The sequence below is a fragment of the Umezawaea sp. genome (genome assembly GCF_036375055.1).
GTDB lineage: Bacteria > Actinomycetota > Actinomycetes > Mycobacteriales > Pseudonocardiaceae > Umezawaea.
Map to the genome: position 1 here is coordinate 19167 of NZ_DASUSQ010000036.1, position 23118 is coordinate 42284.

22 protein-coding genes and 1 pseudogene are annotated in these 23118 nt (G+C 71.7%); 19 read left to right on the plus strand and 4 right to left on the minus strand.

Features of this window, described 5'->3' with window-relative positions; genetic code table 11:
- The first annotated feature begins 5 nt into the window (after nucleotides 1-5).
- The 5 genes from VFZ92_RS10540 to VFZ92_RS10560 all read left to right on the plus strand — a co-directional run bounded on the left by VFZ92_RS10540 (nucleotide 6) and on the right by VFZ92_RS10560 (nucleotide 5375).
- Nucleotides 6-647: a riboflavin synthase gene (locus VFZ92_RS10540; protein ID WP_330875659.1), complete on the plus strand. Its 642-nt coding sequence runs from the start codon at nucleotides 6-8 to the stop codon at nucleotides 645-647.
- The gene (locus tag VFZ92_RS10545; RefSeq protein ID WP_330875660.1) at nucleotides 644-1909 is read left to right on the plus strand and encodes a bifunctional 3,4-dihydroxy-2-butanone-4-phosphate synthase/GTP cyclohydrolase II; all 1266 of its coding nucleotides are present in this window, start codon (nucleotides 644-646) and stop codon (nucleotides 1907-1909) included. The genes VFZ92_RS10540 and VFZ92_RS10545 overlap by 4 nt, the downstream gene beginning before the upstream one ends.
- Nucleotides 1910-1946: 37 nt before the next feature.
- Nucleotides 1947-2444, plus strand: coding sequence for a 6,7-dimethyl-8-ribityllumazine synthase (gene ribH, locus VFZ92_RS10550; RefSeq protein ID WP_330875661.1), 498 nt, complete (start codon nucleotides 1947-1949; stop codon nucleotides 2442-2444).
- Nucleotides 2445-2446: 2 nt separating this feature from the next.
- Nucleotides 2447-2890 carry a PH domain-containing protein gene (locus VFZ92_RS10555; RefSeq protein WP_414719860.1) on the plus strand — a complete coding sequence of 148 codons (444 nt, stop codon included), beginning with the start codon at nucleotides 2447-2449 and terminating at the stop codon, nucleotides 2888-2890.
- Nucleotides 2891-2954: 64 nt separating this feature from the next.
- Entirely contained in the window at nucleotides 2955-5375 is a 2421-nt protein-coding gene (locus VFZ92_RS10560) for a hypothetical protein (protein ID WP_330875663.1), read from the plus strand.
- A gap of 168 nt (nucleotides 5376-5543) precedes the next feature.
- Here the strand turns inward: VFZ92_RS10560 and VFZ92_RS10565 are convergent, their stop codons facing one another.
- Entirely contained in the window at nucleotides 5544-6518 is a 975-nt protein-coding gene (locus tag VFZ92_RS10565) for a YafY family protein (RefSeq protein ID WP_330875664.1), read from the minus strand.
- 119 nt (nucleotides 6519-6637) lie between these two features.
- Here VFZ92_RS10565 and paaK point away from each other — a divergent pair, with 119 nt between their 5' ends.
- Together paaK and VFZ92_RS10575 are read left to right on the plus strand one after the other, a co-directional pair.
- Nucleotides 6638-7978, plus strand: a complete 1341-nt coding sequence (gene paaK / locus VFZ92_RS10570) for a phenylacetate--CoA ligase PaaK (RefSeq protein WP_330875665.1) — start codon at nucleotides 6638-6640, stop codon at nucleotides 7976-7978.
- Nucleotides 7975-8431, plus strand: a pseudogene (locus tag VFZ92_RS10575) (TetR family transcriptional regulator). Before paaK ends, VFZ92_RS10575 begins: the two are co-directional and overlap by 4 nt.
- Here the strand turns inward: VFZ92_RS10575 and VFZ92_RS10580 are convergent.
- Together VFZ92_RS10580 and VFZ92_RS10585 are read right to left on the minus strand one after the other, a co-directional pair.
- On the minus strand, nucleotides 8428-8907 hold the full coding sequence (locus VFZ92_RS10580) for a hypothetical protein (RefSeq protein ID WP_330875666.1): 480 nt from the start codon (nucleotides 8905-8907) through the stop codon (nucleotides 8428-8430). The pseudogene VFZ92_RS10575 and the gene VFZ92_RS10580 overlap by 4 nt on opposite strands.
- Nucleotides 8908-10404 (minus strand): helix-turn-helix transcriptional regulator, encoded by a 1497-nt coding sequence (locus tag VFZ92_RS10585; RefSeq protein WP_330875667.1) that lies wholly within the window; start codon nucleotides 10402-10404, stop codon nucleotides 8908-8910.
- 345 nt (nucleotides 10405-10749) lie between these two features.
- Between VFZ92_RS10585 and VFZ92_RS10590 the strand changes: the two genes are divergently transcribed.
- The 12 genes from VFZ92_RS10590 (at nucleotide 10750) to VFZ92_RS10645 (ending at nucleotide 21939) form a co-directional block, all read left to right on the plus strand.
- Nucleotides 10750-11241, plus strand: a complete 492-nt coding sequence (locus VFZ92_RS10590; protein ID WP_330875668.1) for a hypothetical protein — start codon at nucleotides 10750-10752, stop codon at nucleotides 11239-11241.
- A 616-nt stretch (nucleotides 11242-11857) separates the two neighbouring features.
- A complete protein-coding gene (locus VFZ92_RS10595) occupies nucleotides 11858-12253 on the plus strand; it encodes a Rieske (2Fe-2S) protein (protein WP_330875669.1) in 396 nt (131 codons plus the stop codon).
- Between the two features lie 101 nt (nucleotides 12254-12354).
- Nucleotides 12355-12843, plus strand: coding sequence for a Rieske (2Fe-2S) protein (locus VFZ92_RS10600; RefSeq protein ID WP_330875670.1), 489 nt, complete (start codon nucleotides 12355-12357; stop codon nucleotides 12841-12843).
- Between the two features lie 58 nt (nucleotides 12844-12901).
- A complete protein-coding gene (gene uvrC / locus VFZ92_RS10605; RefSeq protein ID WP_330875671.1) occupies nucleotides 12902-14860 on the plus strand; it encodes an excinuclease ABC subunit UvrC in 1959 nt (652 codons plus the stop codon).
- Nucleotides 14861-14886: 26 nt separating this feature from the next.
- Entirely contained in the window at nucleotides 14887-15744 is an 858-nt protein-coding gene (rapZ, locus tag VFZ92_RS10610) for an RNase adapter RapZ (protein WP_372506937.1), read from the plus strand.
- Nucleotides 15745-15752: 8 nt separating this feature from the next.
- Complete coding sequence (locus VFZ92_RS10615) at nucleotides 15753-16772, plus strand: uridine diphosphate-N-acetylglucosamine-binding protein YvcK (RefSeq protein WP_330875720.1); 1020 nt, start codon at nucleotides 15753-15755, stop codon at nucleotides 16770-16772.
- Complete coding sequence (whiA, locus tag VFZ92_RS10620; RefSeq protein WP_330875672.1) at nucleotides 16763-17749, plus strand: DNA-binding protein WhiA; 987 nt, start codon at nucleotides 16763-16765, stop codon at nucleotides 17747-17749. The genes VFZ92_RS10615 and whiA overlap by 10 nt, the downstream gene beginning before the upstream one ends.
- 505 nt (nucleotides 17750-18254) lie before the next feature.
- The gene (gap, locus tag VFZ92_RS10625) at nucleotides 18255-19259 is read left to right on the plus strand and encodes a type I glyceraldehyde-3-phosphate dehydrogenase (RefSeq protein WP_330875673.1); all 1005 of its coding nucleotides are present in this window, start codon (nucleotides 18255-18257) and stop codon (nucleotides 19257-19259) included.
- Nucleotides 19260-19266: 7 nt separating this feature from the next.
- Nucleotides 19267-20430 carry a phosphoglycerate kinase gene (locus VFZ92_RS10630; protein WP_330875674.1) on the plus strand — a complete coding sequence of 388 codons (1164 nt, stop codon included), beginning with the start codon at nucleotides 19267-19269 and terminating at the stop codon, nucleotides 20428-20430.
- The gene (tpiA, locus tag VFZ92_RS10635; protein WP_330875675.1) at nucleotides 20430-21218 is read left to right on the plus strand and encodes a triose-phosphate isomerase; all 789 of its coding nucleotides are present in this window, start codon (nucleotides 20430-20432) and stop codon (nucleotides 21216-21218) included. Before VFZ92_RS10630 ends, tpiA begins: the two co-directional genes overlap by 1 nt.
- Before the next feature lie 91 nt (nucleotides 21219-21309).
- Nucleotides 21310-21543 carry a preprotein translocase subunit SecG gene (gene secG / locus VFZ92_RS10640; protein ID WP_330875676.1) on the plus strand — a complete coding sequence of 78 codons (234 nt, stop codon included), beginning with the start codon at nucleotides 21310-21312 and terminating at the stop codon, nucleotides 21541-21543.
- A 51-nt stretch (nucleotides 21544-21594) separates the two neighbouring features.
- The gene (locus VFZ92_RS10645) at nucleotides 21595-21939 is read left to right on the plus strand and encodes an RNA polymerase-binding protein RbpA (RefSeq protein WP_106196854.1); all 345 of its coding nucleotides are present in this window, start codon (nucleotides 21595-21597) and stop codon (nucleotides 21937-21939) included.
- Nucleotides 21940-22073: 134 nt separating this feature from the next.
- Here VFZ92_RS10645 and VFZ92_RS10650 read toward each other — a convergent pair whose 3' ends face one another.
- Complete coding sequence (locus VFZ92_RS10650; RefSeq protein WP_330875677.1) at nucleotides 22074-22964, minus strand: hypothetical protein; 891 nt, start codon at nucleotides 22962-22964, stop codon at nucleotides 22074-22076.
- Nucleotides 22965-23118: the final 154 nt, after the last annotated feature.

Here is a 23118-nt window from a genome sequence, read left to right on the forward strand (position 1 = left end):
GAACGGTGTTCACCGGGATCGTTGAAGAGCTGGGCGAGGTTGTGGGGGTGACCGACCTGCCCGACGCCGCACGGCTGACCGTTCGAGGTCCGCTGGTGACGAGCGATGCCAAGCACGGCGACTCCATCGCGGTCAACGGGGTGTGCCTCACCGTCGTGGAGGTCGTCGACGGCGCCTTCACCGCGGACGTGATGCGCGAGACCCTCGTGCGCAGCAGCCTCGCCAAGGTGGCCACGGGCGACCGGGTCAACCTGGAGCGCGCCGCCGCGGTCGGCCAGCGGCTGGGCGGGCACATCGTGCAGGGCCACGTCGACGGCACCGGGACGGTGCTGGCGCGCGAGGCCACCGAGCACTGGGAGATCGTCCACATCGGACTGCCGCCGTCGCTGGCGCGGTACGTCGTGGAGAAGGGCTCCATCACGGTCGACGGCGTGTCGCTGACCGTCGTGACCGTCACCGACGACGAGTTCACGGTGAGCCTGATCCCCACGACGCTGGAGCTGACCACGCTCGGCAGGCGCGGCCCCGGTGACGCGGTCAACCTGGAGGTGGACGTGCTCGCGAAGTACGTCGAGCGCCTCACGATGCCGCACCTGCGCCACACTGGGGTCACGGACAGCGCCGAAGAGGGGGTGACCCGCTCGTGAGGGACTTCTCCGACATCGAGCAGGCGATCAAGGACATCGCGGACGGCAAGGCCGTGGTGGTCGTGGACGACGAGGACCGCGAGAACGAGGGCGACCTGGTGTTCGCGGCCGAGATGGCCACGCCGGAACTCGTCGCGTTCGTCATGACCGAGTGCCGCGGCCTGCTGTGCACGCCGATGGAGCCCGAGGCGCTGGACCGCCTGGAGATCGGCCAGATGGTCTCCCACAACACCGAGCGCATGGGCACCGCGTTCACCGTCTCCGTCGACGCCCGCGAAGGCGTCACGACCGGCATCTCGGCCGCCGACCGGGCGCTGACGATCCGCACGCTGGCAGACCCCGCGACGACCGCGTACGACGTGGTCCGCCCAGGTCACGTCTTCCCGCTGCGCGCCAGGGAGGGCGGCGTGCTGCGCCGCCCCGGCCACACCGAGGCCGCCGTCGACCTGGCCCGCCTCGCGGGCCTGCACCCGGCGGGCGCGATCTGCGAGATCGCCAACGCCGACGGCACCATGGCCCGCATGCCCGACCTGCGCGTGTTCGCCGAGAAGCACGGCCTGACGCTCATCTCGATCGTCGACCTCGTCGCCTACCGCCGCAGCCACGAGACCCAGGTGACGCGGGTCGCCGAGGCCCGCATCCCGACCGCGCACGGCACCTTCACCGCCGTCGGCTACGACAGCCTGCTCGACGGCATCGAGCACGTCGCGCTGGTCAACGGCGAGATCGGCGACGGCGAGGACGTGCTGGTCAGGGTGCACTCCGAGTGCCTGACCGGCGACATCTTCGGCTCGCTGCGCTGCGACTGCGGTCCGCAGCTCGACGCGGCCCTGGAGGCCGTCTCCGCGCAGGGCCGCGGCGTCGTGCTCTACATGCGCGGCCACGAGGGCCGCGGCATCGGCCTGATGCACAAGCTCCAGGCCTACCAGTTGCAGGACCAGGGCGCGGACACCGTCGACGCCAACCTCCAGCAGGGCCTGCCCGCCGACGCCCGCGACTACGGCACCGGCGCCCAGATCCTCGCGGACCTGGGCATCAAGTCCATGCGGCTGCTGACGAACAACCCGGCCAAGAGGGTCGGCCTGGAGGGCTACGGGCTGCGCGTGATCGACCGCGTGCCGCTGCCCATCTCGCCGAACCCGGAGAACCTGCGGTACCTGCGCACCAAGCGCGACCGCATGGGCCACGAGCTGCACCAGCTGGAGCAGTACGAGGCACAGGGCACCGACGGCGTCGTGGTGAGCGCGGAGAGCGCCGAATGAGCGGGCAGCACCGGATGAGCGAGCTGGGGGGCAGGGCATGAGCGGCGAGGGTCGTCCGGACATCGAGGTCCCGAGGAGCGAGGGCCTGCGGCTGGCGGTCGTCGCTACCCGGTGGCACGCCAGGATCACCGACAACCTGCTGGCGCGCGCCCTGGAGGCCGCCGCCAAGGCCGGTGTCGAGGACCCGACGGTGGTGCGGGTCGCGGGTGCCGTCGAGCTGCCCGTCGTGGTGCAGGCGCTCGCCCGCGACCACGACGCCGTGGTCGCGCTGGGCGTCGTCATCCGCGGTGGCACCCCCCACTTCGAGTACGTGTGCGACGCCGTGACGGCGGGTTTGACGCGCGTGGCCCTGGACGAATCGACTCCGGTCGGGAACGGTGTGCTCACCTGCGACACCGAGGAGCAGGCGCTCGCCCGTGCCGGCTTCCCGGACTCGGTCGAGGACAAGGGCGTGGAGGCGACGTCCGCCGCCCTGGACACCGCGCTGGTGCTCCAGGACCTGCGGCGGACGAAGGCGGAACGGGAGATCCGGTGAGCGTGGCCGTGGCCAAGACGGTGGAGTTCCGACCCAAGCGCATCCGCAAGGTCACCGTCGTGTGCGCGGTCGGGCTCGTGGCCGTGTTCACCGCGGTCGGGCTGCTGCTCGGCGACACGCCGACCGGGGTGATCTTCCGGGTGTCCGACCAGATCGCGATGGTGTGCCTGGGGGTGCTCCTGGCGTGCGGCGTGCTGCTGCTCGGCAGGCCGCGGGTGCGCGCCGACGCCGAGGGCGTCGAGGTGCGCAACGTGGTCACGGCCAGCCGGTACTCGTGGCAGGACGTCCTGCACGTGAGCTTCCCGGACGGGGCTTCGTGGGCGAGGCTGGAACTGCCCGACGACGAGTACGTCTCGGTCATGGCCGTGCAGGCCGTCGACCGCGAGCACGCGGTCGCCGCGGTACGGGCACTGCGGGAGTTGCACAAGGCCGCCACAGCACGGTGAGGGTTGTGAGCTGGAGGTGTTCGAACGGTTGAGGGGTTGGCGGGGCGTGCGCAAGGACTCTGCGGTGCAGGCGGAACGTGCCGTTCCAGCGGAACGCGCCGTGCAGCAGCAGCAGATTGTGGTGGAACAGGTGGCACCGGTGGAGCAGCAGCAAGAAGTACGCCCCGAACCCGAGCAGGCGGCCCCCGCACCCGCGGCCAACGCCTCCGTGGTCTTCGCGGGAGCGACACTCGTGGTGGGACCACCGGAGGGGGCGAGCCAGGCGGCGCTGACACTCGCGCGCTCCCTGCCCGCCGACCGAGGCCGGACCGTGGTCGTCATCGACTTCCCGTCGGGCAGCGAGAGCACGTTCTGGCAGGCGGCGGCGAACGCCCTGCGCGGCCGGGGCGGCATCCGGCTGGCGGTGTCGTTCGCGGGCAGCATGCGCCCGACAGCACCGGCCCAGTGGCTGGCGTCGCAGCTCAACGCCGAGGTCATCGCCCCGGACGGCGCGCTCACCACGGTCCCCGGCGCCGCGTTCGTGACCGGTTCGTCCGGCTACGGCAGCTGGCTCCGCTTCCTGCCCGGCGCGTCCCCGACGCCCTTCGGCAGGCGCTTCCCCGTTCCCGCGTGGGAGGCCATGGACCCGAACTCGGCGTGGCCGACCGGTGACGTCGGCATCGCCGAACCCATCCCCGCGGGCCTGTGGCTGCGCGCGCAGAGCGTGCCGTTCGACCCGAACTCCGCGGACGCGCGCGCCATCGTGGCGCTGCCGTGCCGCGAGAACGTGCTGACGATCGTGATCGGCGGGCCCGGCCAGCCGTCGATCCCGACCGAGGAGATCTGCAAGCTGCTCAACGCGCTGCCGTCCGCGGCCCGCAGCCGGGTCCGGCTGGTGCAGTACGACATCGAGTCGGGCACCGACCAGGCGCAGCTCGTGGCCGAGCAGCTCGGCGAGCCGATCACCGTCTACACCGGTCTGCCCGTGTCGAACCTGCGCGAGGGCGGCGGTGCCGTCGTGGTCGCGGTGAACCGGCGCGGCCAGCCGACGTGGCACCCGTTCGTCACCGAGCTGCGCTGCATCCCGCGCGCGATGAAGGACGAGAACGAGGTCTCCGGCTACCGCAACCCCGTGCCCGGCCTCGCCGAGCTGAGCCCCGGCGTGTTCGGGCTCGGCGACGGCGTGGTGCTGGAGGTCGTGGCCTCCGGGCTGTGGGTCCGCGAGGCCACCACCACCGGGGGTGCCGACGTGCGCTCCCTGCCGGTCGACCCGGAGTGGGCCCGCCTCACCGTGGGCACGCCGGGCCGGTCGACGCCGGGCGCGGTCGCCGTCGCGGGCGCCGCGCTGGTGGAACGCCTCGAACCCGAGGTGCGCAAGCTGCTGCGGCTGGTGTTCTGCGACGCGACCGAGACGGCCATCCCGTGGCCGACGGCCGTGGAGGAGGAGAGCACCCGGCCGACGCCGGTCTTCTCCGAACCGGACGAGCCCGTCCGCTCCGCCCCCGCCCACGCGCTGGCCGCCGAGCCCGCCACCGTCGTGACCGCGAAGCTCACCCCCGAGCCCGCCCCGGCGGCCCCGGCGGCCCCGGTGGTCGCCCACCAACCCGCTCCCCAGCCGGTCGCCCAGCCGCACGTCGAGCTGCCGACCCAGGTCACGGCCACCGCGTCGATCGAGGAGTCGGCAGGGCGGCACGAGGACCTCGCCGACTCCGAGGTGCCGCTGCGCGTCGAGGGTCCGGTGCCGACGCCGCCGTCGCCCGCGTGGGAGCCGAAGAACTCCAAGTGGGGCGAGGAGATCCACAACGAGCGCGAGACCGTCCCCGCCGACCACCGGACCACCGACCAGGAGCGCGACTCGGTCCGCCGGATCCTCGGCGAGCGCTACCCGTCCTACGCCACGGCCGTCGGCAGGCTGCTCGCGCAGCGGTCCGGCCCGCTCGTCGACACCGTGCCGGTGGAGACCCTCGTGACCGAGCTGGCGGCGCTGGCGGCGTTCGTCGGCCAGGACGAGGAGATGATCGTCGAGACCCTGCGCAAGGGCACGCTCGGCAGGCTCCGCCCGTACGTCGCGGCCATCGTCTCCGGGCTGAACAGGCTGCCGCTGCACCAGGGCATCACGACGTGCTGGAGCGTCGCGCCCGCCAACGTGGCCAACCGGTTCCGCACCGGCGAGGTGCTGGTGGAGCACGGCATCCTCAACACCCACGCCAACCCGCAGGAGTCGTTCGACGGCGGCGTCGAGTACCTGGTCTGGTCGCTCAGCGGCAGGCGCGTGGAGGTCGTGGACCGCCGCGCGGGCGTCGTGAACGAGCGCGTCCTGTTCGCACCCGGCTCCTGCTTCAAGGTGCTCGCGGTGTCCGAATCGGACGGTGCCGCGCCGACGCAGGTGCTGCTCCAGGAGGTCGCGGACTCGCGCACCGAGCGGCAGCTCGCCCAGATGCGGCCGGGCGTCCTGACCCAGCTCGAACGCGCCGCCGTGGCGCTGCGGTCGCTGTCCAACGCCTGACGCCGACCCCCTGACCGCACCCGGCGGCGCGGTCAGGGGGTTCGTCCGGCAGCGCGCGGCGCGCCAGGGGAGGGCGAGCACCACCATCCGAACCCGCGACGCGGTGGCCACGCCGTCGACGGTGCCCGGTGGGAAGCGGTGGCGCAGCTGAAGGTTCGTGGCCGAGCGTCAATCCGCGCTGAGGTGCTCGGCCCCGGCGGCCCTGGTGAACCGCTCACCCAGCACGCGCAGGTGTTCGCGCAGCTCCGGCGGGTCGAGGACCTCGAAGTCGAAGCCCATCACGCCGAGGTGGATGGCGAGCACGTCGAGGCGTTCGGCACCGGTCGTCATCAGGCAGCTGTGCTCGTCGACGGCCTCCAGCGACGCCGAGGTCGGTGACGTCTCCTCCCGCACGGCCTCGATCGGCGCGTGCACGAGCAGCCGCGCCCGGTGCCGGTACACGACGCTGCTCACCTGCCGCGACACGTACACCGCGAGGTCCTCGTGCGGGGGCTCGCGCGGGGTGAAGCGGGCGGCGAGCGTCGGGTCGCCGTCGATGCGGTCGAGCCGGAACGTCCGCCAGTCGGCGCGGTCGAGGTCCCACGCGACGAGGTACCAGCGCCTGCCGGTGTGCACCATGCCCCGCGGTTCCACGTGCCGGGGGGCCGCGTCCGCGTCGCGGCCCTGGTAGCGGAACCGGATCGCCTGGTGGTCGCGCGTCGCGCCCGCGATGGTCGTCAGCGTCCCGGCGTCGATCGTCGGCCCGAACGGTGCCAGCGTCGACGTGTGCGCGGTCAGCGCGCTGACCCGCCGCCGCAGCCTGGACGGCAGCACCTGTTCGAGCTTCGTCAGCGCCCGCACGGACGTCTCCTCGATGCCGGACACCGTCCCGTTCGCGGCGGTGCGCAGGCCGACGGCGACCGCCACCGCCTCGTCGTCGTCCAGCAGCAGCGGCGGCAGCTCGGCGCCCGCGCCCAGCTGGTAGCCGCCCGCGACGCCCGAGGTCGCGTTCACCGGGTACCCGAGGCTGCGCAGCTTGTCCACGTCGCGGCGCACCGTGCGCACGTCCACGCCGAGGCGGCTCGCGAGGTCGGCCCCGGTCCAGTCGCGGCGCACCTGCAACAGCGACAACAGGCGCAGCAGTCGAGCTGAGGTCTCCAGCATGGGACGAGTCTCGCACCCATCGCGGACAAGGACGGTCCGCGATGGGTGCGGACCTTGACCGGAAGCCCGGCGCTAATTACCGTCCATTCGGTCAGTAAACCGCGCGGAGAGGTGACCTCGTGACCACCACGCACAGCGGCGTGCCCCGGTCGAGGCGGCTCGGCGCCGCCCCGTCGCGGGACGAGCTGACGGCCGTCGAGCGGCTCGGCGTCGACGAGCTGCGCGCCCTCCAGCTCGACCGCCTCCGGTGGACGCTGCGGCACGCCTACGACAACGTCCCCTTCTACCGGGCCGCGTTCGACGCGGCGGGCGTGCACCCCGACGACTGCCGCGAGCTGGCGGACCTCGCGAAGTTCCCCGCCACCACCAAGCACGACCTGCGCGACAACTACCCGTTCGGCATGTTCGCCGTGCCGCAGCGCGACGTCCGGCGCATCCACGCGTCCAGCGGCACCACCGGCAAACCCACCGTCGTCGGCTACACCGAGCGCGACGTCGACACGTGGGCCACGGTCATGGCGCGGTCCATCTTCGCCGCGGGCGGACGGGCGGGGCACAAGGTCCACGTCGCCTACGGGTACGGGCTGTTCACCGGCGGGCTCGGCGCGCACTACGGCGCGGAGAAGCTGGGCGCGACCGTCATCCCGGCGTCGGGCGGCATGACGGCCCGCCAGGTGCAGATCATCACCGACTTCCAGCCGGAGGTCATCATGGTGACCCCCTCCTACATGCTGACGCTGCTGGACGAGTTCGAGCGCCAGGGCGTCGACCCGCGCACCAGTTCGCTCAAGACCGGCATCTTCGGCGCCGAGCCGTGGACCGAGCAGATGCGCCTGGAGATCGAGGAGCGCGCGGACCTCGACGCGGTCGACGTCTACGGCCTGTCCGAGGTCATGGGGCCGGGCGTCGCCCAGGAGTGCGCGGAGACCAAGGACGGGCTGCACGTGTGGGAGGACCACTTCCTGCCCGAGGTGATCGACCCGGAGACGGGGGAGTCCCGCCCCGACGGCGAGGACGGGGAGCTGCTGTTCACCTCGCTCACCAAGGAGGCGCTGCCGATCATCCGGTACCGCACCCGCGACCTCACGAAGCTGCTGCCCGGCACCGCGCGGCCCGCGTTCCGGCGGATGGAGAAGGTGACCGGCCGCACCGACGACATGATCATCCTGCGCGGGGTGAACGTGTTCCCCACCCAGATCGAGGAGATCGTCCTCCGGGTCGACGGGGTCGCGCCGCACTTCCAGATCCTGCTCACCCGCCGGGAGCGGCTCGACCGCCTCACCGTGCTGGTCGAGGCCCGCCCGGACACCACGGCCGACCGGCGCCGGTCCGCCGCCGACGAGATCCGTGCCGGGGTCAAGGACGGCGTCGGGGTCAGCGTCGAGGTGGACGTCGTCGACCCGGACACGCTGGAGCGCTCGGTGGGCAAGATGCGGCGCGTGATCGACCAGCGCCCGTGACCGGGGCGGCCCGCCGCGGCAGGCCGGGTCACGACCTGGAGTCGCTGCTGCGGGTCGCGGTCGGCCGGGCGCTCGACGGCCTGTTCGCGCTGGCCGCCGAGGTCGAGCGGCACGACGGCCGCGCGCTGGAACGGCTGGAGCACCTGGTGCGCGGCAGCGTCCTGCTGCTGGTCGACCGGCTGCCGTTCGTCACGCTGCCGCCGCGCGTGCGCGGCGACACCGACGCCGCCCCCGCCCGCCGCCGCTGGTTCGACGGCGCGGTCGCGGGCCTGGTCGCCCAGGCCGTCGACGACGATCCGCGGGCCGACGTCGACCCCGCCACCGCCGCCCGCCCGCTGTTCGGCGTGGTCGACTCGCCGGTCGAGTGGAACCGGCCGGGTCGGCGACGTCCGCGCCGCCGACCCGGCCGACGCCGTGGCGGCGACGGCGTCCACCGGTCTGCGCGTGCGCTAGCCGCGGGCGGCGCCCTCCGGCCACACCACGACCACCGGCACGCCGGACGCGCGGGCGTGCTCGACCACGTCGCCGGTGCCACCCCTGCCGCCCGCGGGCTGCCCGTCCCACACCGCCACGAGCAGCTCCACGCTGGCGAGCATCCGCTCGTTCGCCGCCACGTACGCCTGCCGCCCGGACAGCATGAACGGCAGGACGCTGACGATGTCCGCCCTCGCGATCAGCTCGTCGTAGGCGGCCACCCGTTCCGGCTTGAGCTTGGCGCGGTAGTCCATCGCGGGCAGCACGACCTCGACCTTGCCGCCCAGCTCCAGGACCACGCGCGCGAACAACTGGTCCGCGCCGGGGGCCAGGCAGGTCACCCCGATCAGGGATGACCCGCCCGCCTCCTCGACGAGCACCGCGCGGATCGCCGCGTGCACGGCGTCCACGCACTCCGGCACCAGATTCGTGTGCCCGGTGATGCCGACCCGCATTCAGGCCGTCCGCATGGCGCGGATGGCGTCGCGCGTGTCCTGGACACCGGGCAGGTTCCGGTGCCTCTCCGCCTCCTTCGAGAAGTCCTGCAACTTCCGCAGCACCCGGCCAGACGAGAGCCGTTCCACGGTCGGCAGCACGTCGCCGATCAGGTCGCACGCCTCCTCCGGTTCACCCGCGACCATCTTCGTGCGGGCCAACCCGATCACGTCGAACGCCCGGTTGCGCACCCGTGACGGGTCGCGCAGGTCGAGCGCCCGCCGGATGTGCAGCTCGGCCGACGGAGCCTGCCGGGGATCGTGCCCCGCCAGGTCCCTCGTCCGCGCGCCGATCACGCCCTCCAGCTCGGCCTCGTCGAAGCTGTGCAACCACCACGGCTCCGTGTCGGCCTCGCGCTGCGAGAAGCTGTCCTGCGCGAGCCCGACCACCCGGTCGAACTCCCGCACCTGACCCATCTGCGCGTACGCCCACGCCTCCCTCGTCAGCAACAGCGCCTGGAGGGTCGGCGTCGCCGTCCGCCTCGTGCCGTACTGGGCGAGCTGCACCAGCTCCAGCCCGTCCTCGGGACGCCCGAGGTCGAACATCTGCCTGGCCATCGCGGCCAGGCAGAGCGCGGCGAACGGGTCGTTGCGGCCCGCTTTCGCCATGCGGACACCGAGCACGTAGTAGCGCTGCGCGGCGTCGTGCAGCCCCGCGTCCCACGACATGCTCGCCGCCACCTTCGACAGCTCCGCACCGATGAAGAAGGCCCGTTCCGTCGTCGGGCCCGCCGGTGCGCGCGACAGCCTCTCGGCCAGCTCGTCGAGCTGACCGAGCACCGCCTTGCGGGCCAACCCGAACCCGCCCCGCCCGCCCCAACCGCGCAGTCCGTCCGCGACGCGCTGGAGCGCCGCCAACTCCTCCTCGCTGATCGCCGAACTCGACGACCACCTGGACATGGTCTGCAACGGATGTAGCCACCGCTGAAGCGGTTCGACCAGTGCGGGACCCACTGCCACAGCGGCCGCTCCCGCGAGCGCCGCTCGTCTGCTGATCGCCAAGTCGTTCCTCGCCGTCTCCTCGACCGATCGGGCAATGCTCGACGCGTCCCACGCCGCGCCGAGCACATCGGGCGGGGCAGCCGTTTCCGGGCCCGCCTGGCTCTGGATGCCGGACCGGTCGAACCACAACCGGTCGCCGGGAATGCCCAGCGTCTGCGCGAAGTGGCGCAGGCGGTCCATCCGGTCGATCGGGTTCTCACCGCTCTCGTACCGGGACAGTTGTGCTTGGCTGATGCCCAGCCAGGAGGCCATGCGGTCCTGGGTCACCCGGCTGACGTGCTGCGGGTGGCGGCGGTACGCGGCGAGGACCGCGCCCATGTCGCGTTCGGCCAGTGCCCCCGCGATCGTCAGGTGGTCCCAGAACTCGGCAGGCTGCTCGGGAGGCCCGAAGACGTCGGCTCGCGCGCTGCGCCTGCACCCGTGGCAGAGCCGGTCCGTGTTGTCGGCGGCGATCAACGCCCCGCACGGGCATGCGCGCCTGGAACTGGATGCCCTTGGGCTGTTCTGTGCCATGGCCTTCGCTCCCGTCACTGAGCGTGCACACAAGTGTATGCCGCGGTGATCGGGAGTCCATGCATTTCGTGCATAAAGCGCGGTCGACGTCGGGAAAGAGCCCCGGTGACGCCGAGTGGTGGATGCCGGCGATGCATCCGGTGCATGAGCCGCACCCGCCGGGCGTGTGGTGTCCGCGTCGCGGGACCAGCACCCTGCTCCCATCACCGTCAACGGGCCTGATCCCCGTGCCGGAGGAGATCAGCACGTGCCTGAGTGCGACCACCCGACCAGGGAGGACGACCACCCATGAGCATCACCGCCGCAACCACCTCCGAGACCGCCAAGCGACCGGGAGTCCCGCACAGCCGCGCCCACGAGCAGTTATTGGGCGAGGCCATCGCCGGGTACCGGCTCCTCGGGTGGCGGGTGTCCGTCACCGAGCAGGGGGTGTTCCTGCCCCTCGGCCCCTCCACGACCGCGCTCGCCATGCCCGCCAGGATCGGCTCCCGCGTGCTGGCCGACCTCAAGGCGCGCATGCTCGCGGGCCCGGTCACCGTCATCCCCGGCCCGCGCGAGCACTGGATCTTCCTGGCCGAACTGGTCGCCCTGCTGCCGACCCACCTCAAGGCCCCGCCGGAGGTGCAGTTCGTCAGGTCCCCGCAGCGCATCGCGCTCCCGCCGACCATGACCCGCTACGGCTCGCTCCGCTGGGCCAACCCGCCGTCGCACAGCAGGCACTGGTTCCCGCCGTTCACGGCGGTGCTGGCGCTGGCGCGGAGCGCGGCGAACGACCGCTGATTTCCGGTGGGCGCCCACGCGCCCACGTCGGAACACCCACCAGAAGTCCGGTGGGTGGACGTCTCCGCCTGTTCTCGGGGATCGAGCAGGGGAGACGGGGCCACAGGCCACCGCGGCGAACAGTCGCGGTGGAAGTGGGCCGCAACGCGAAGCACCTGGCCACGGCAACCCCGCGACCAGGTGCTCGGCTCACACCCAGGAGGGGCCACGCCCGACTCCGACGACCCGGCTCCGGACCCACCGCCGTCAGGCGTGACGACCCGTCCGGCCGCTGGAGTCGCTGCCATGGGACGTGATCGCTCCGTCCGGTCGTCGGGATACCGCGCTTGACGAGCCGCGATGACGGGTCGGGCCTGTTCGTGACGATCTGTCCGGCTGCCGGCGTGGCCTGCGGAGTCGCTGCCATCGGACGTGACCGCCCCGTCCGGCCGCCGCGACACCGCGTCCGGCGGGCCGCGATCACGCGCCGGACCCACCGCCGTCAGGCGTGACGACCCGTCCGGCCACCGGGGCACTGCCTCTGACCAGCCGCGATCACGTGCCGGACCCGCCGAGGGCAGGCGTGACCACCCCCGTCCGGCACCCGCGACCCAACCGCGGGGGCACACTGGCCGGGGTGAACCGCCGAACCCTCCTGTGCGGACTGGCCGCCCTCCCGCTCGCGGCCTGCGCCTCCACCCCCGGCAAGACCCCCGGCCCCGGCACCGCGAAACCGGGCGACCGCCTCGCCGCCCTCGCCGACGTCCCGGTGGGCGGCGGTGTCCTCGTGGACACCCCCGGCAACGGCCAGCTGCTCCTCACCCAGCCCGGGGCGGGCACGGTGAAGGCCTTCAACCCGGCCTGCCCGCACCAGGGCACCACGGTCGCCCCGCCCACCGCGGGCGAGATCACCTGCCCCACCCACCGGAGCGGCTTCGACCCCGCCACCGGCGCCGTCCTGACTGGTCCAGCGCCCAGGGGCCTGACCGAGGTGGCGGTGAGGATCACCCCGGAGGGTGTGGTCCTGGCCTGAAGACTCGCTGAATGTGGCGAACTGGTGAACCCTTGATCCGCCGAACGCGTAATTGTCCGGTGTAGCCCGAACCACCACCCCACCACTACGCGGAGGATCGGTTGACTTCCCTAGCCGAGAACGCAGGCCCGTTGACGTCCCGCCGCTCGATGCTGTGCGGGCTCGCGGTCGCGATGGTCGTGCCCGGCGGTCTGGCCGCGTGCAGCACGACGACGACCAACCCGAGCACGGGCACCGGCAACACCGGCGGCAGCACCGGGACCGGCAACACCACCGGCGGCAGCACCGGCAGCGCGGGCGCGGCCGGCCTGGCCGCGCTGGCGGACGTGCCCGACGGCGGCGGCCTGATCGTCGAGTCCGGCGGCAAGCCGCTGGTCCTCACCCGGACCGGTGACGTCGTCAAGGCGTTCGGCGCGGCCTGCCCGCACGCGGGGACGACGGTCAGCCCGCCCAAGGGCGGGATCATCACCTGCCCGAACCACGGCAGCCAGTTCGCCGCCACCGACGGCTCCCTGAAGAAGGGGCCCTCGACGAAGGGGCTCACCGAGGTGCCGGTGAAGGTCGACGGCGACCAGGTGGTCATGGCCTGAGGGCGCCGATGGGTCGGCCACGCGCAGAACTGTCGGTGGCCGCACGTAGGCTTGTCCCGTGGCCGACCCGTCGACCTACCGACCCTCGCCCGGCACCATCCCGGAAGCCCCCGGCGTCTACAAGTTCCGCGACGCCGGCGGTCGTGTGGTGTACGTGGGCAAGGCGAAAAGCCTCCGCTCCCGGCTGAACTCGTACTTCGCGGACCTCGCGGGCCTGCACGACCGCACGCGCCAGATGGTGACGACGGCCGCCAGTGTCGAGTGGACGATCGTCAGCACCGAGGTCGAGGCGCTCCAGCTGGAGTACAACTGGATCAAGGAGTTCGACCCGAGGTTCAACGTCCGGTACCGGGACGACAAGTCCTACCCGGTCCTCGCGGTCACGCTGCACGAGCAGTTCCCCCGGCTCTACGTCTACCGCGGCCCCCGCCGCAAGGGCGTCCGCTACTTCGGCCCGTACGCGCACGCGTGGGCGATCCGCGAGACGCTCGACCTGCTGCTGCGGGTGTTCCCCGCGCGCACCTGCTCGGCGGGCGTGTTCAAGCGGCACAACCAGATGGGCCGCCCCTGCCTGCTCGGCTACATCGACAAGTGCTCCGCCCCGTGCGTCGGCCGGGTCAGCGCAGCCGAGCACCGCGACATCGTGGACGACTTCTGCGACTTCCTCGCGGGCAAGACCGACGCGATGGTGCGCCGCGTCGAGAAGGAGATGCTGGCCGCCTCCGAGGAGCTGGAGTTCGAGCGCGCCGCCCGCCTGCGCGACGACCTCGGCGCGCTGCGCCGGGCGCTGGAGAAGCAGGCCGTGGTGCTCGGCGACGGCACGGACGCCGACGTGGTGGCGTTCGCCCAGGACGAGCTGGAGGCGTCGGTCCAGGTCTTCCACGTGCGCGGCGGCCGGGTGCGCGGCCAGCGCGGGTGGGTCGTCGACAAGGTCGAGGAGGTCGACGTCGCCGGGCTGGTCGACCAGTTCGTCACCCAGTTCTACGGCGAGCAGGTCGAGGGCGCCGAGTCCAGCGGCGTGGTCGCCATGGCCGTCCCGCGCGAGGTGCTCGTCCCCGAGCTGCCCGCGGACGCCGAGGTGCTGGAGCGCTGGCTCAGCGACCAGCGCGGCAGCAGGGTGCAGATCAGGGTCCCGCAGCGGGGCGACAAGCGGGCGCTGATGGAGACGGTCGCGCGCAACGCCCAGGAGCAGTTCCAGCTGCACAAGCTCAAGCGCGCGGGCGACCTGACGGCCCGGTCGGCGGCGTTGCAGGAGCTCCAGGAGCTGCTGGGCCTCGACACGGCACCGCTGCGCATCGAGTGCACGGACATCAGCCACGTCCAGGGCACGGACGTCGTCGCCTCGCTCGTGGTGTTCGAGGACGGGCTGGCGCGCAAGTCGGAGTACCGGCGCTTCGCGATCCGGGAGGCCGCGGACGAGGGCGACGTGGCCTCGATCGCGGAGGTCGTGCGGCGCCGGTTCCAGGCGTACCTGAGGGAGACGGCCAACGACGTGCCCGGCCAGGTGCCCGGCATCGACCCCGAGACGGGCAAGCCCCGCCGGTTCTCCTACGCGCCGAACCTGCTGGTGGTCGACGGCGCGGGCCCGCAGGCGCAGGCCGCCGCGGACGTGCTGGCCGAGCTGGGCATCACCGACGTGGCCGTGGTCGGCCTGGCCAAGCGCCTGGAGGAGGTGTGGGTGCCGGGCGAACCCGACCCGGTGATCCTGCCCCGCGCCAGCGAAGCCCTCTACCTGCTGCAACGCGTGCGCGACGAGGCGCACCGGTTCGCCATCGCGTACCACCGGCAGAAGCGGTCCAAGCGGATGACCACGTCCGAGCTGGACGAGGTGCCCGGTCTCGGGCAGACCCGCAAGGCCGCTCTCCTCAAGCACTTCGGCTCGCTGAAGAAGCTTCGCGAGGCGAGCGTCGACGAGATCAGCGGTGTGCCCGGCGTGGGCAGGCGCACCGCGGAAGCCGTGCACGCGTCCCTGACGACGGGGAGCGGCGCGGCGAGTACCGAAGGGGAGAAATCGTGAGCGCACCGGCCGGCGAGAAGTCCGGCATCGAAGTCGCGGTGGTGACCGGCCTGTCGGGAGCGGGCCGCAGCACCGCCGCGAAGTGCTTGGAGGACCTCGGCTGGTTCGTGGTCGACAACCTGCCGCCCGAGCTGATCGCGACCATGGTCGAGCTGGGCGCGCAGGCGCGCGGCGCGATCACCAGGGTCGCGGTCGTCATGGACGTGCGCAGCCGCGCGTTCACCGAGGACCTGGCCGCCATCATCAAGGACCTCGACGCCAGGGGCTACAAGCCGAAGGTGCTGTTCCTGGAGGCGACCGACGACGTGCTGATCCGCCGGTTCGAGGCGGTCCGGCGCGGCCACCCGATGCAGGGGGACGGGCGGCTCGCGGACGGCATCGAGTCCGAGCGGATCCTGCTGACCCCGCTGCGCGAGGAAGCGGACCTGGTGCTCGACACCTCGGCGCTGTCCATCCACCAGCTGCGCGCCAAGATCGAGGACACGTTCGGCACCGAGTCGGCGACCCGCACCCGCGTGACGGTGCTGTCGTTCGGCTACAAGTACGGCCTGCCGATGGACTCCGACCTGGTCATGGACGTCCGGTTCCTGCCGAACCCGTTCTGGATCCCGGAGCTGCGCGAGCAGACCGGCCTGGACGGCGAGGTGCGCAACTACGTGCTCAGCCAGGAGGGGGCCGAGGAGTTCCTCGACCGCTACCACGAGCTGCTGCGGCTCATCGGCGCGGGCTACCGGCGTGAGGGCAAGCGGTACCTGACCCTCGCGGTCGGCTGCACGGGCGGCAAGCACCGCAGCGTCGCGATCTCGGAGGAGCTGGCGTCGCGCCTGGCCACCGAGGACGGCATGGCCGTGAAGGTCGTCCACCGGGATCTGGGTCGCGAGTGACCCGTTCGTTGAAGGCGGTGGCGTTGGGTGGAGGTCACGGCCTCCACGCGACGCTGACCGCGCTCCGCCTGCTCACCGACGACGTGACCGCCGTGGTCACCGTCGCCGACGACGGCGGGTCGTCCGGTCGGCTGCGCCGCGAGCTGGGCCTGTTGCCGCCCGGAGACCTGCGCAAGGCCATGGCCGCCCTGGCGGGCACCGACGAGTCCAGCAAGCTCTGGACCAGCCTCTTCGGCCACCGCTTCGGCGGGACCGGCGCGCTGGCGGGCCACGCTGTCGGGAACCTGGTGCTCGCCGGGCTGCTGGAGCAGCTCGGCGACCCGGTCGCCGTGCTGGACGAGGCGTGCAAGCTGCTCGGCGTTCGAGGGCGGGTGCTGCCGATGAGCGTGCAGCCGCTCCAGATCGAGGCGGACGTGGTCGGCCTGGACGAGGACGCGGCGCAGGTGCGCCGCATCCGCGGGCAGGTCGCCGTCGCCACGACCCCCGGCCGGGTCGAGCGGATCCGGCTGCGCGGGCCCGGCGGTGAGCGGGCGCGAGGGTGCCCGCAGGCCGTCGAGGCGGTGCTCGGCGCGGACGTCGTGCTGCTCGGGCCGGGCTCGTGGTTCACCAGCGTGCTGCCGCACCTGCTCGTGCCGGAACTGCGCGAAGCGCTCGAAGCGACCGCGGCGAAGCGGGTCGTGGTGCTGAACCTCGTCCCCCAACCGGGCGAAACCGAAGGCTTCTCGCCGGAGCTGCACCTCGACGTCCTGTGGCAGCACGCGCCGGATTTGAAGGTCGACGCCGTCATCGCGGACGTCGACTCCGTGCCCGTCCCGGACCGCCTTCGCCGCGCCGCCGCTGCTCTGGGCGCTGCGGCGCACCTCTCGCGCGTCGCGGAACGGGGGGAACCGGAGCGCCACGACCCCGCCGCGTTGGCCGCCAGTCTCCACCGCGCGTTGGGTGGCCCCGGTGAAAGCGCCGGTCAGACGTCCAGTAGAACGCTCCACAGGAGTAGTCAGCACAGGGGAGGCGAGGAATCATGGCGATGACCTCGGCGGTCAAGGACGAGCTGAGCAGGCTCGCCGTCTCGAAGACCTGCTGCCGCCGTGCCGAGGTGTCCTCGCTGCTGCGGTTCGCCGGAGGCCTGCACATCGTGGCTGGCCGAGTGGTCGTGGAAGCAGAGGTTGACCTCGGGTCCACGGCGCGTCGGTTGCGTCGGGAGATCCACGAGCTGTACGGGCACCAGTCGGAGGTCTTCACGATCACCTCCAGCGGGTTGCGCAAGGGGACCCGGTACGTGGTGCGGGTCGTGAAGGACGGGGAGGGGCTGGCCCGGCAGACCGGGTTGCTGGATCCCCGAGGCCGCCCGGTCCGGGGCCTACCGGCACCCGTGGTGTCCGGCGGCGTCTGCGACGCCGAGGCCGCGTGGCGGGGAGCCTTCCTGGCGCACGGGTCGTTGACGGAGCCGGGGCGGTCGTCCTCGCTGGAGATCACCTGCCCCGGACCTGAGGCGGCGTTGGCGCTGGTCGGCGCCGCTCGTCGCATGGGTATCGCGTCGAAGTCCCGCGAGGTGCGGGGTGCTGAACGGGTCGTCATCCGCGACGGCGACGCCATCGGGGCGATGCTGACCCGCCTCGGCGCGCACGACAGCGTGCTGGCCTGGGAAGAACGCCGGATGCGGCGCGAGGTGCGGGCGACGGCCAACCGCCTGGCCAACTTCGACGACGCGAACCTGCGGCGCTCGGCCAGGGCCGCCGTCGCCGCCGCCGCTCGGGTGCAGAGGGCGTTGGAGATCCTGGGCGCGGAGGCCCCGGACCACCTGGCAGCCGCCGGCGCGTTGAGGTTGGCGCACCGACAGGCCTCGTTGGAAGAACTGGGGCAGCTGTCCGAACCCCAGATGACGAAGGACGCCGTCGCCGGCCGCATAAGGCGCCTGCTGGCCATGGCCGACAAGCGCGCGAAGGACCTCGGCATGGACGACACCGAGTCAGCGGTCACCGCCGACATGCTCGAAGCAGAGGTGTAGCAGCGGCTCAGCACAGGTGGGTCGGCTCGCTTGAGACCCGACCCACCACCTGAGCAGGACGGGGCCCTGGACCGTGGCCGGCTCCGCTCGGGGTTTTCGGCGCTGGCACTGGTCGGGCTCAGGGCGTTCAACCCCGCCCTTGTGGCCTGCCCAGCGCCACAAGAGGGGCCCCGAGTCGCATCGGCCACCCACGCTGGAAGCGGCGGACGGCCAGCGGTCGAACTGGAAGCGGCGACCATCGGCAACTCCACCATGCGGAATCTACTTTCTGTGATGTGGATTTCCCCTTCCTGGCGGTTGCCCCTCCACGCTCACCCCCGGACACTGGACAAGCTCACTCCTCGGGATTAACACCCCCGCAACCTGGATTTTCTTGCTCGATCAAGAGATCCTGTAGGTCCACGTGACCAGGGCCGCAGTGATGGGGATAGTCTGGCCGTGGCTGACTGAAAGCCCATCCGTACGCCCTGGCCCACCCGCCAGTCGAGCATCGAGGAGACGTACCGTGACGGTTCGCGTAGGTGTCAATGGTTTCGGCCGCATCGGTCGCAACTTCTGGCGCGCCGTTCAGGCCAGTGGGCACGACATCGAGATCGTCGCGTTCAACGACCTCGGTGACGTCAAGACCATGGCTCACCTGCTCAAGTACGACAGCGTCCTCGGTCGGCTGCCCAACGAGGTGACCGTGAACGACGAGGGCATCTCGGTCGACGGCAAGACCATCAAGGCGCTGGCCGAGCGCGACCCCGGCAAGCTGCCCTGGAAGGACCTGGGCGTCGACGTCGTCGTCGAGTCGACCGGTTTCTTCACCGACGCGACCGTCGCGCGCAAGCACGTCGACGAGGGCGGCGCGAAGAAGGTCATCATCTCCGCGCCCGCGAAGAACGAGGACCTCACGATCGTCCTCGGCGCGAACGAGGACCTCTACGACGGCTCTCAGACCGTCATCTCGAACGCCTCGTGCACGACCAACTGCCTCGCGCCGCTGGCGAAGGTCCTGCACGACAGCTTCACCATCGAGCGTGGCCTCATGACCACGATCCACGCGTACACGCAGGACCAGAACCTCCAGGACGCGCCGCACAGCGACCTCCGCCGCGCCCGCGCCGCCGCGCTGAACATCGTGCCGACCTCCACCGGCGCCGCGAAGGCCATCGGCCTGGTCCTGCCGGAGCTGAAGGGCAAGCTGGACGGCTACGCGCTGCGCGTGCCGATCCCCACCGGCTCCGCCACCGACCTGACCGTCACCCTGGGCCGCGAGACCACGGTGGAAGAGGTCAACGCCGCCTACAAGGCCGCCGCGGAAGGCCCGCTCAAGGGCTACCTGCGCTACAACACGGACCCGATCGTGTCCACGGACATCGTGACGGACCCGGCGTCGTGCATCTTCGACGCGCCGCTGACCAAGGTCATCGGCGACCAGGTCAAGGTCGTCGGCTGGTACGACAACGAGTGGGGCTACTCCAACCGCCTCGTGGACCTCGTCAACCTCGTCGCCTCCAAGCTCTGAGGAACACGTGAAGACTCTTAGCGACCTGCTCGCCGAGGGTGTGTCGGGTCGGCGCGTGCTGGTGCGCGCCGACCTGAACGTGCCGCTCGACGGCGACAAGATCACCGACGACGGCCGCGTGCGCGCGTCGGTGCCGACGCTGAAGGCGCTCACCGAGGCCGGTGCGCGCGTGCTCGTGGCCGCCCACCTCGGCCGCCCGAAGGGCGAGCCGGACCCGAAGTTCTCCCTCGCGCCGGTCGTGGCGCGGCTGGGTGAGCTGCTCGGGGCGCCGGTGGAGATCGGCACCGAGGCCGGTGCCGAGGGCACCGTGGTGCTGCTGGAGAACATCCGCTTCGACGCCCGCGAGACCAGCAAGGTCGACGCGGAGCGCGAGGCCCTCGCCGACGAGCTGGCCGCGAAGGCCGACGCGTTCGTCTCCGACGGCTTCGGCGTCGTGCACCGCAAGCAGGCGTCGGTCTACGACGTGGCGAAGAAGCTGCCGCACTACGCGGGCGGCCTCGTGCTGTCCGAGGTCCAGGTGCTGCACAAGCTCACCGAGGACCTGAAGCGCCCGTACGTCGTGGTGCTCGGCGGCGCGAAGGTCTCCGACAAGCTCGGCGTAATCAAGAACCTGCTGTCCAAGGTCGACCGGCTGCTCGTCGGCGGCGGCATGGCGTACACCTTCCTCAAGGCCCAGGGCCACGAGGTCGGCAACTCGCTGCTCCAGGCCGACCAGCTCGACCAGGTCCGCGGCTTCCTCGCCGAGGCGGAGGAGCGCGGCGTCGAACTCGTGCTGCCGGTCGACGTGCTGGCCGCGACGAAGTTCGCGCCCGACGCCGAGTTCGAGGTCGTCCCCGCGACCGAGATCCCGGCCGACCGCGAGGGCCTGGACATCGGCCCGAAGACCCGCGAGCTGTTCGCGTCCAAGCTGGCCGACGCGGCCACCGTGTTCTGGAACGGCCCGATGGGCGTGTTCGAGTTCGAGTCCTTCGCCGGTGGCACCCGTGCCGTCGCCGAGGCGCTCGTCGCGAGCGACGCGTTCACCGTGGTCGGCGGTGGCGACTCGGCCGCGGCCGTGCGCGCGCTCGGCCTGCCCGAGGACGGCTTCTCGCACATCTCCACCGGTGGTGGGGCCTCCCTGGAGTTCCTTGAGGGCAAGGAACTCCCCGGCGTTTCCGTTTTGGAGCAGTGATGGCCTCCCGTCTGCCGCTCATCGCGGGCAACTGGAAGATGAACCTCAACCACCTCGAGGCCATCTCCCTGACGCAGAAGATCGCGTTCTCGCTCCCGGAGAAGTACTACGCCAAGGTCGAGGTGGCGGTGCTCCCGCCGTTCACCGACATCCGCAGCGTGCAGACGCTGACGGACGGCGACAAGCTGCTCCTCAAGTACGGCGCGCAGGACATCTCCGCGTTCGACTCCGGTGCCTACACCGGTGAGGTCTCGGGCGCGATGCTCGCCAAGCTCGGCTGCACCTACGTCACCGTGGGCCACTCCGAGCGCCGCGAGTACCACAACGAGTCCGACGAGCTGGTCAACCGCAAGGTGAAGGCCGCGCTCAAGCACGGGATCACCCCCATCCTGTGCGTGGGCGAGCAGCTCGACGTGCGCGAGGCGGGCAACCACGTGGCGCACTGCAACACCCAGCTCGTCGAGGGCCTCAAGGACCTCACGGGTGAGCAGGTCGCCAAGGTCGTCGTCGCCTACGAGCCCGTGTGGGCCATCGGCACCGGCCGCGTCGCCAGCTCCACCGACGCGCAGGAGGTCTGCGCGGCGATCCGCGTCCAGCTCGCCGAGAAGTACGGCGAGGAGGTCGCGGCCGTCGTGCGGGTGCTCTACGGCGGTTCGGTGAAGTCCGGCAACATCGGCGAGCTCATCGCGCAGAAGGACATCGACGGCGCCCTCGTGGGCGGCGCGAGCCTCCAGGCGGACGAGTTCACCAAGCTGTGCGCGCTCGCCGCGGGCGGCCCACTACCCTGATCCCCAACATTCCCTTTTTCCACAGGGTGGGTCCACGTTCGGCAGTTGAACCGGTACTCTGTGGCGTCAACTGCCTGACAGCGAGGAAGAAATGATCCTGTTCCTTCAGATCCTTTTGATCGTCTCCAGCCTGCTGCTGATCCTGCTGGTGCTGCTTCACCGCGGCCGTGGCGGCGGTCTGTCCTCGCTGTTCGGTGGCGGCATGCAGTCGAGCCTGTCCGGCTCCAGCGTCGTGGAGAAGAACCTCGACCGCCTGACGCTGTTCGTCGGCGCGGTGTGGGTCATCGCCATCGTCGGGATCGGGCTGCTCATCAAGGTCGGCTGAGCACGGGTCTATCAGGCGCAGGACAACCACGTGGTGGGGGTGTAAGGGTCGATGGCTGGTGGTAACGCGATTCGCGGTACCCGCGTCGGCGCAGGTCCGATGGGTGAATCGGAGCGCGGGGAATCCGCGCCCCGGAATCGGGTCTCGTACTGGTGTGCGAACGGGCACGAGTCACGGCCGTCGTTCGCTATGGAGGCTGACATCCCCGAGGTCTGGGACTGCCCGCGGTGCGGGCTCCCGGCCGGGCGGGACGAGCAGGCCCCGCCTGCTCCTCCGCGGAACGAGCCGTACAAGACTCATCTGGCGTACGTGAAGGAACGGCGTTCCGACGCCGACGGCGAAGCGATCCTCCAGGAAGCGCTCACCAAGCTGCGCAAGCAGCGCGAAGTGCCGTAAATCGGACGACAGCGCGAAGGCCCGCACCTTTCGAGGTGCGGGCCTTCGTCGTGTACTAGGCCGAATGCGCGTGCATTCGCACGAGCGGCCCGGAATTCGATTCCACACCGAATTTCGGTGCGGAACCGCTCCGATCAGTTCTTGGTGGGCACGCGCAGGGCGCTGAACTGGCGGCGCAGCATCGTCGCCCCGATCAGGATGAAGAACACCAGCACCACGAGCGTCGACGACGTCCCGCTGGTGCCGCTCGTCAGCGACACGTCGACGTTGCCGACGAGCAGGATGTCGCACTGCGCCCGGATGACGTGGCGGCCGGGCTCGATCGTGCCGAACTCGACGGGGGAGCTGAACCTGCCCGCGCTGTCGGCCTTCGCCGTGCCGACGTTCTCGTCCTTCGAGCTGAGCTTCACCTCGGACCCCGGCGCACACCCCGTGCCGGAGGCGTTGAGCTGGTCGCCGGGCTGGATGTTGTCCTTGTCGAGCGTCAGCTCGCCGTCGGAGTCGATCGCGAGGGTCGTCGAGCCGCTGCTGCTCGGTGCGGACGAGGACGACGAGCTGGAGCCGGTGGTCGTGGTCGTCGTCGTGGTGACGGCGGTGGTCGTGGTCGTCACGACGGGGCGGGTCGTGGTCGTGACGACCGGAGGGGGCGGCGGGGTCGTCGTGGTGACCACCGGAGGAGGCGGGGTGGTCGTCGTCACGACCGGTGGCGGGATGATCACCGTGAAGTTGCCGGAGGCGGCGTTGCACGCACCTCGCGCGGTGACGCGGTGGCTGCCCGCGGTCGCACCGGTGGGTACGGTCGCGCCTGCCGACCCCGTGCCAACGCGGATGGGCATCGTGGCGGAGCCGACGGGCTGCTGTCCGTCCCACAGGATGGTGACGACCCGGTCCTTGCACGACGGGTCGAAGCCCGCCCACCCCACGGTGAACCCGCTGCCGGGGGCGCCCTGGTTCGGCTTGATCGACACCGTCGGTGGTTGCTGGGCCACGGCGGGTGTGACGGCGAGCACGGTAACGGAGAGCACCGCCAGACCGAGTACACCTAGTGTTCTGGTCGCCCGCATGGCCATCTCCCGAATGTGTCGCCGTCAGCGGCGCCGGAATGTAGCATCCGCCCGCAGAACGCCGTGCTGAACTAGAGGTGCATCGTGAGACGTTTGACCGGCGGTGCGGGTTTAC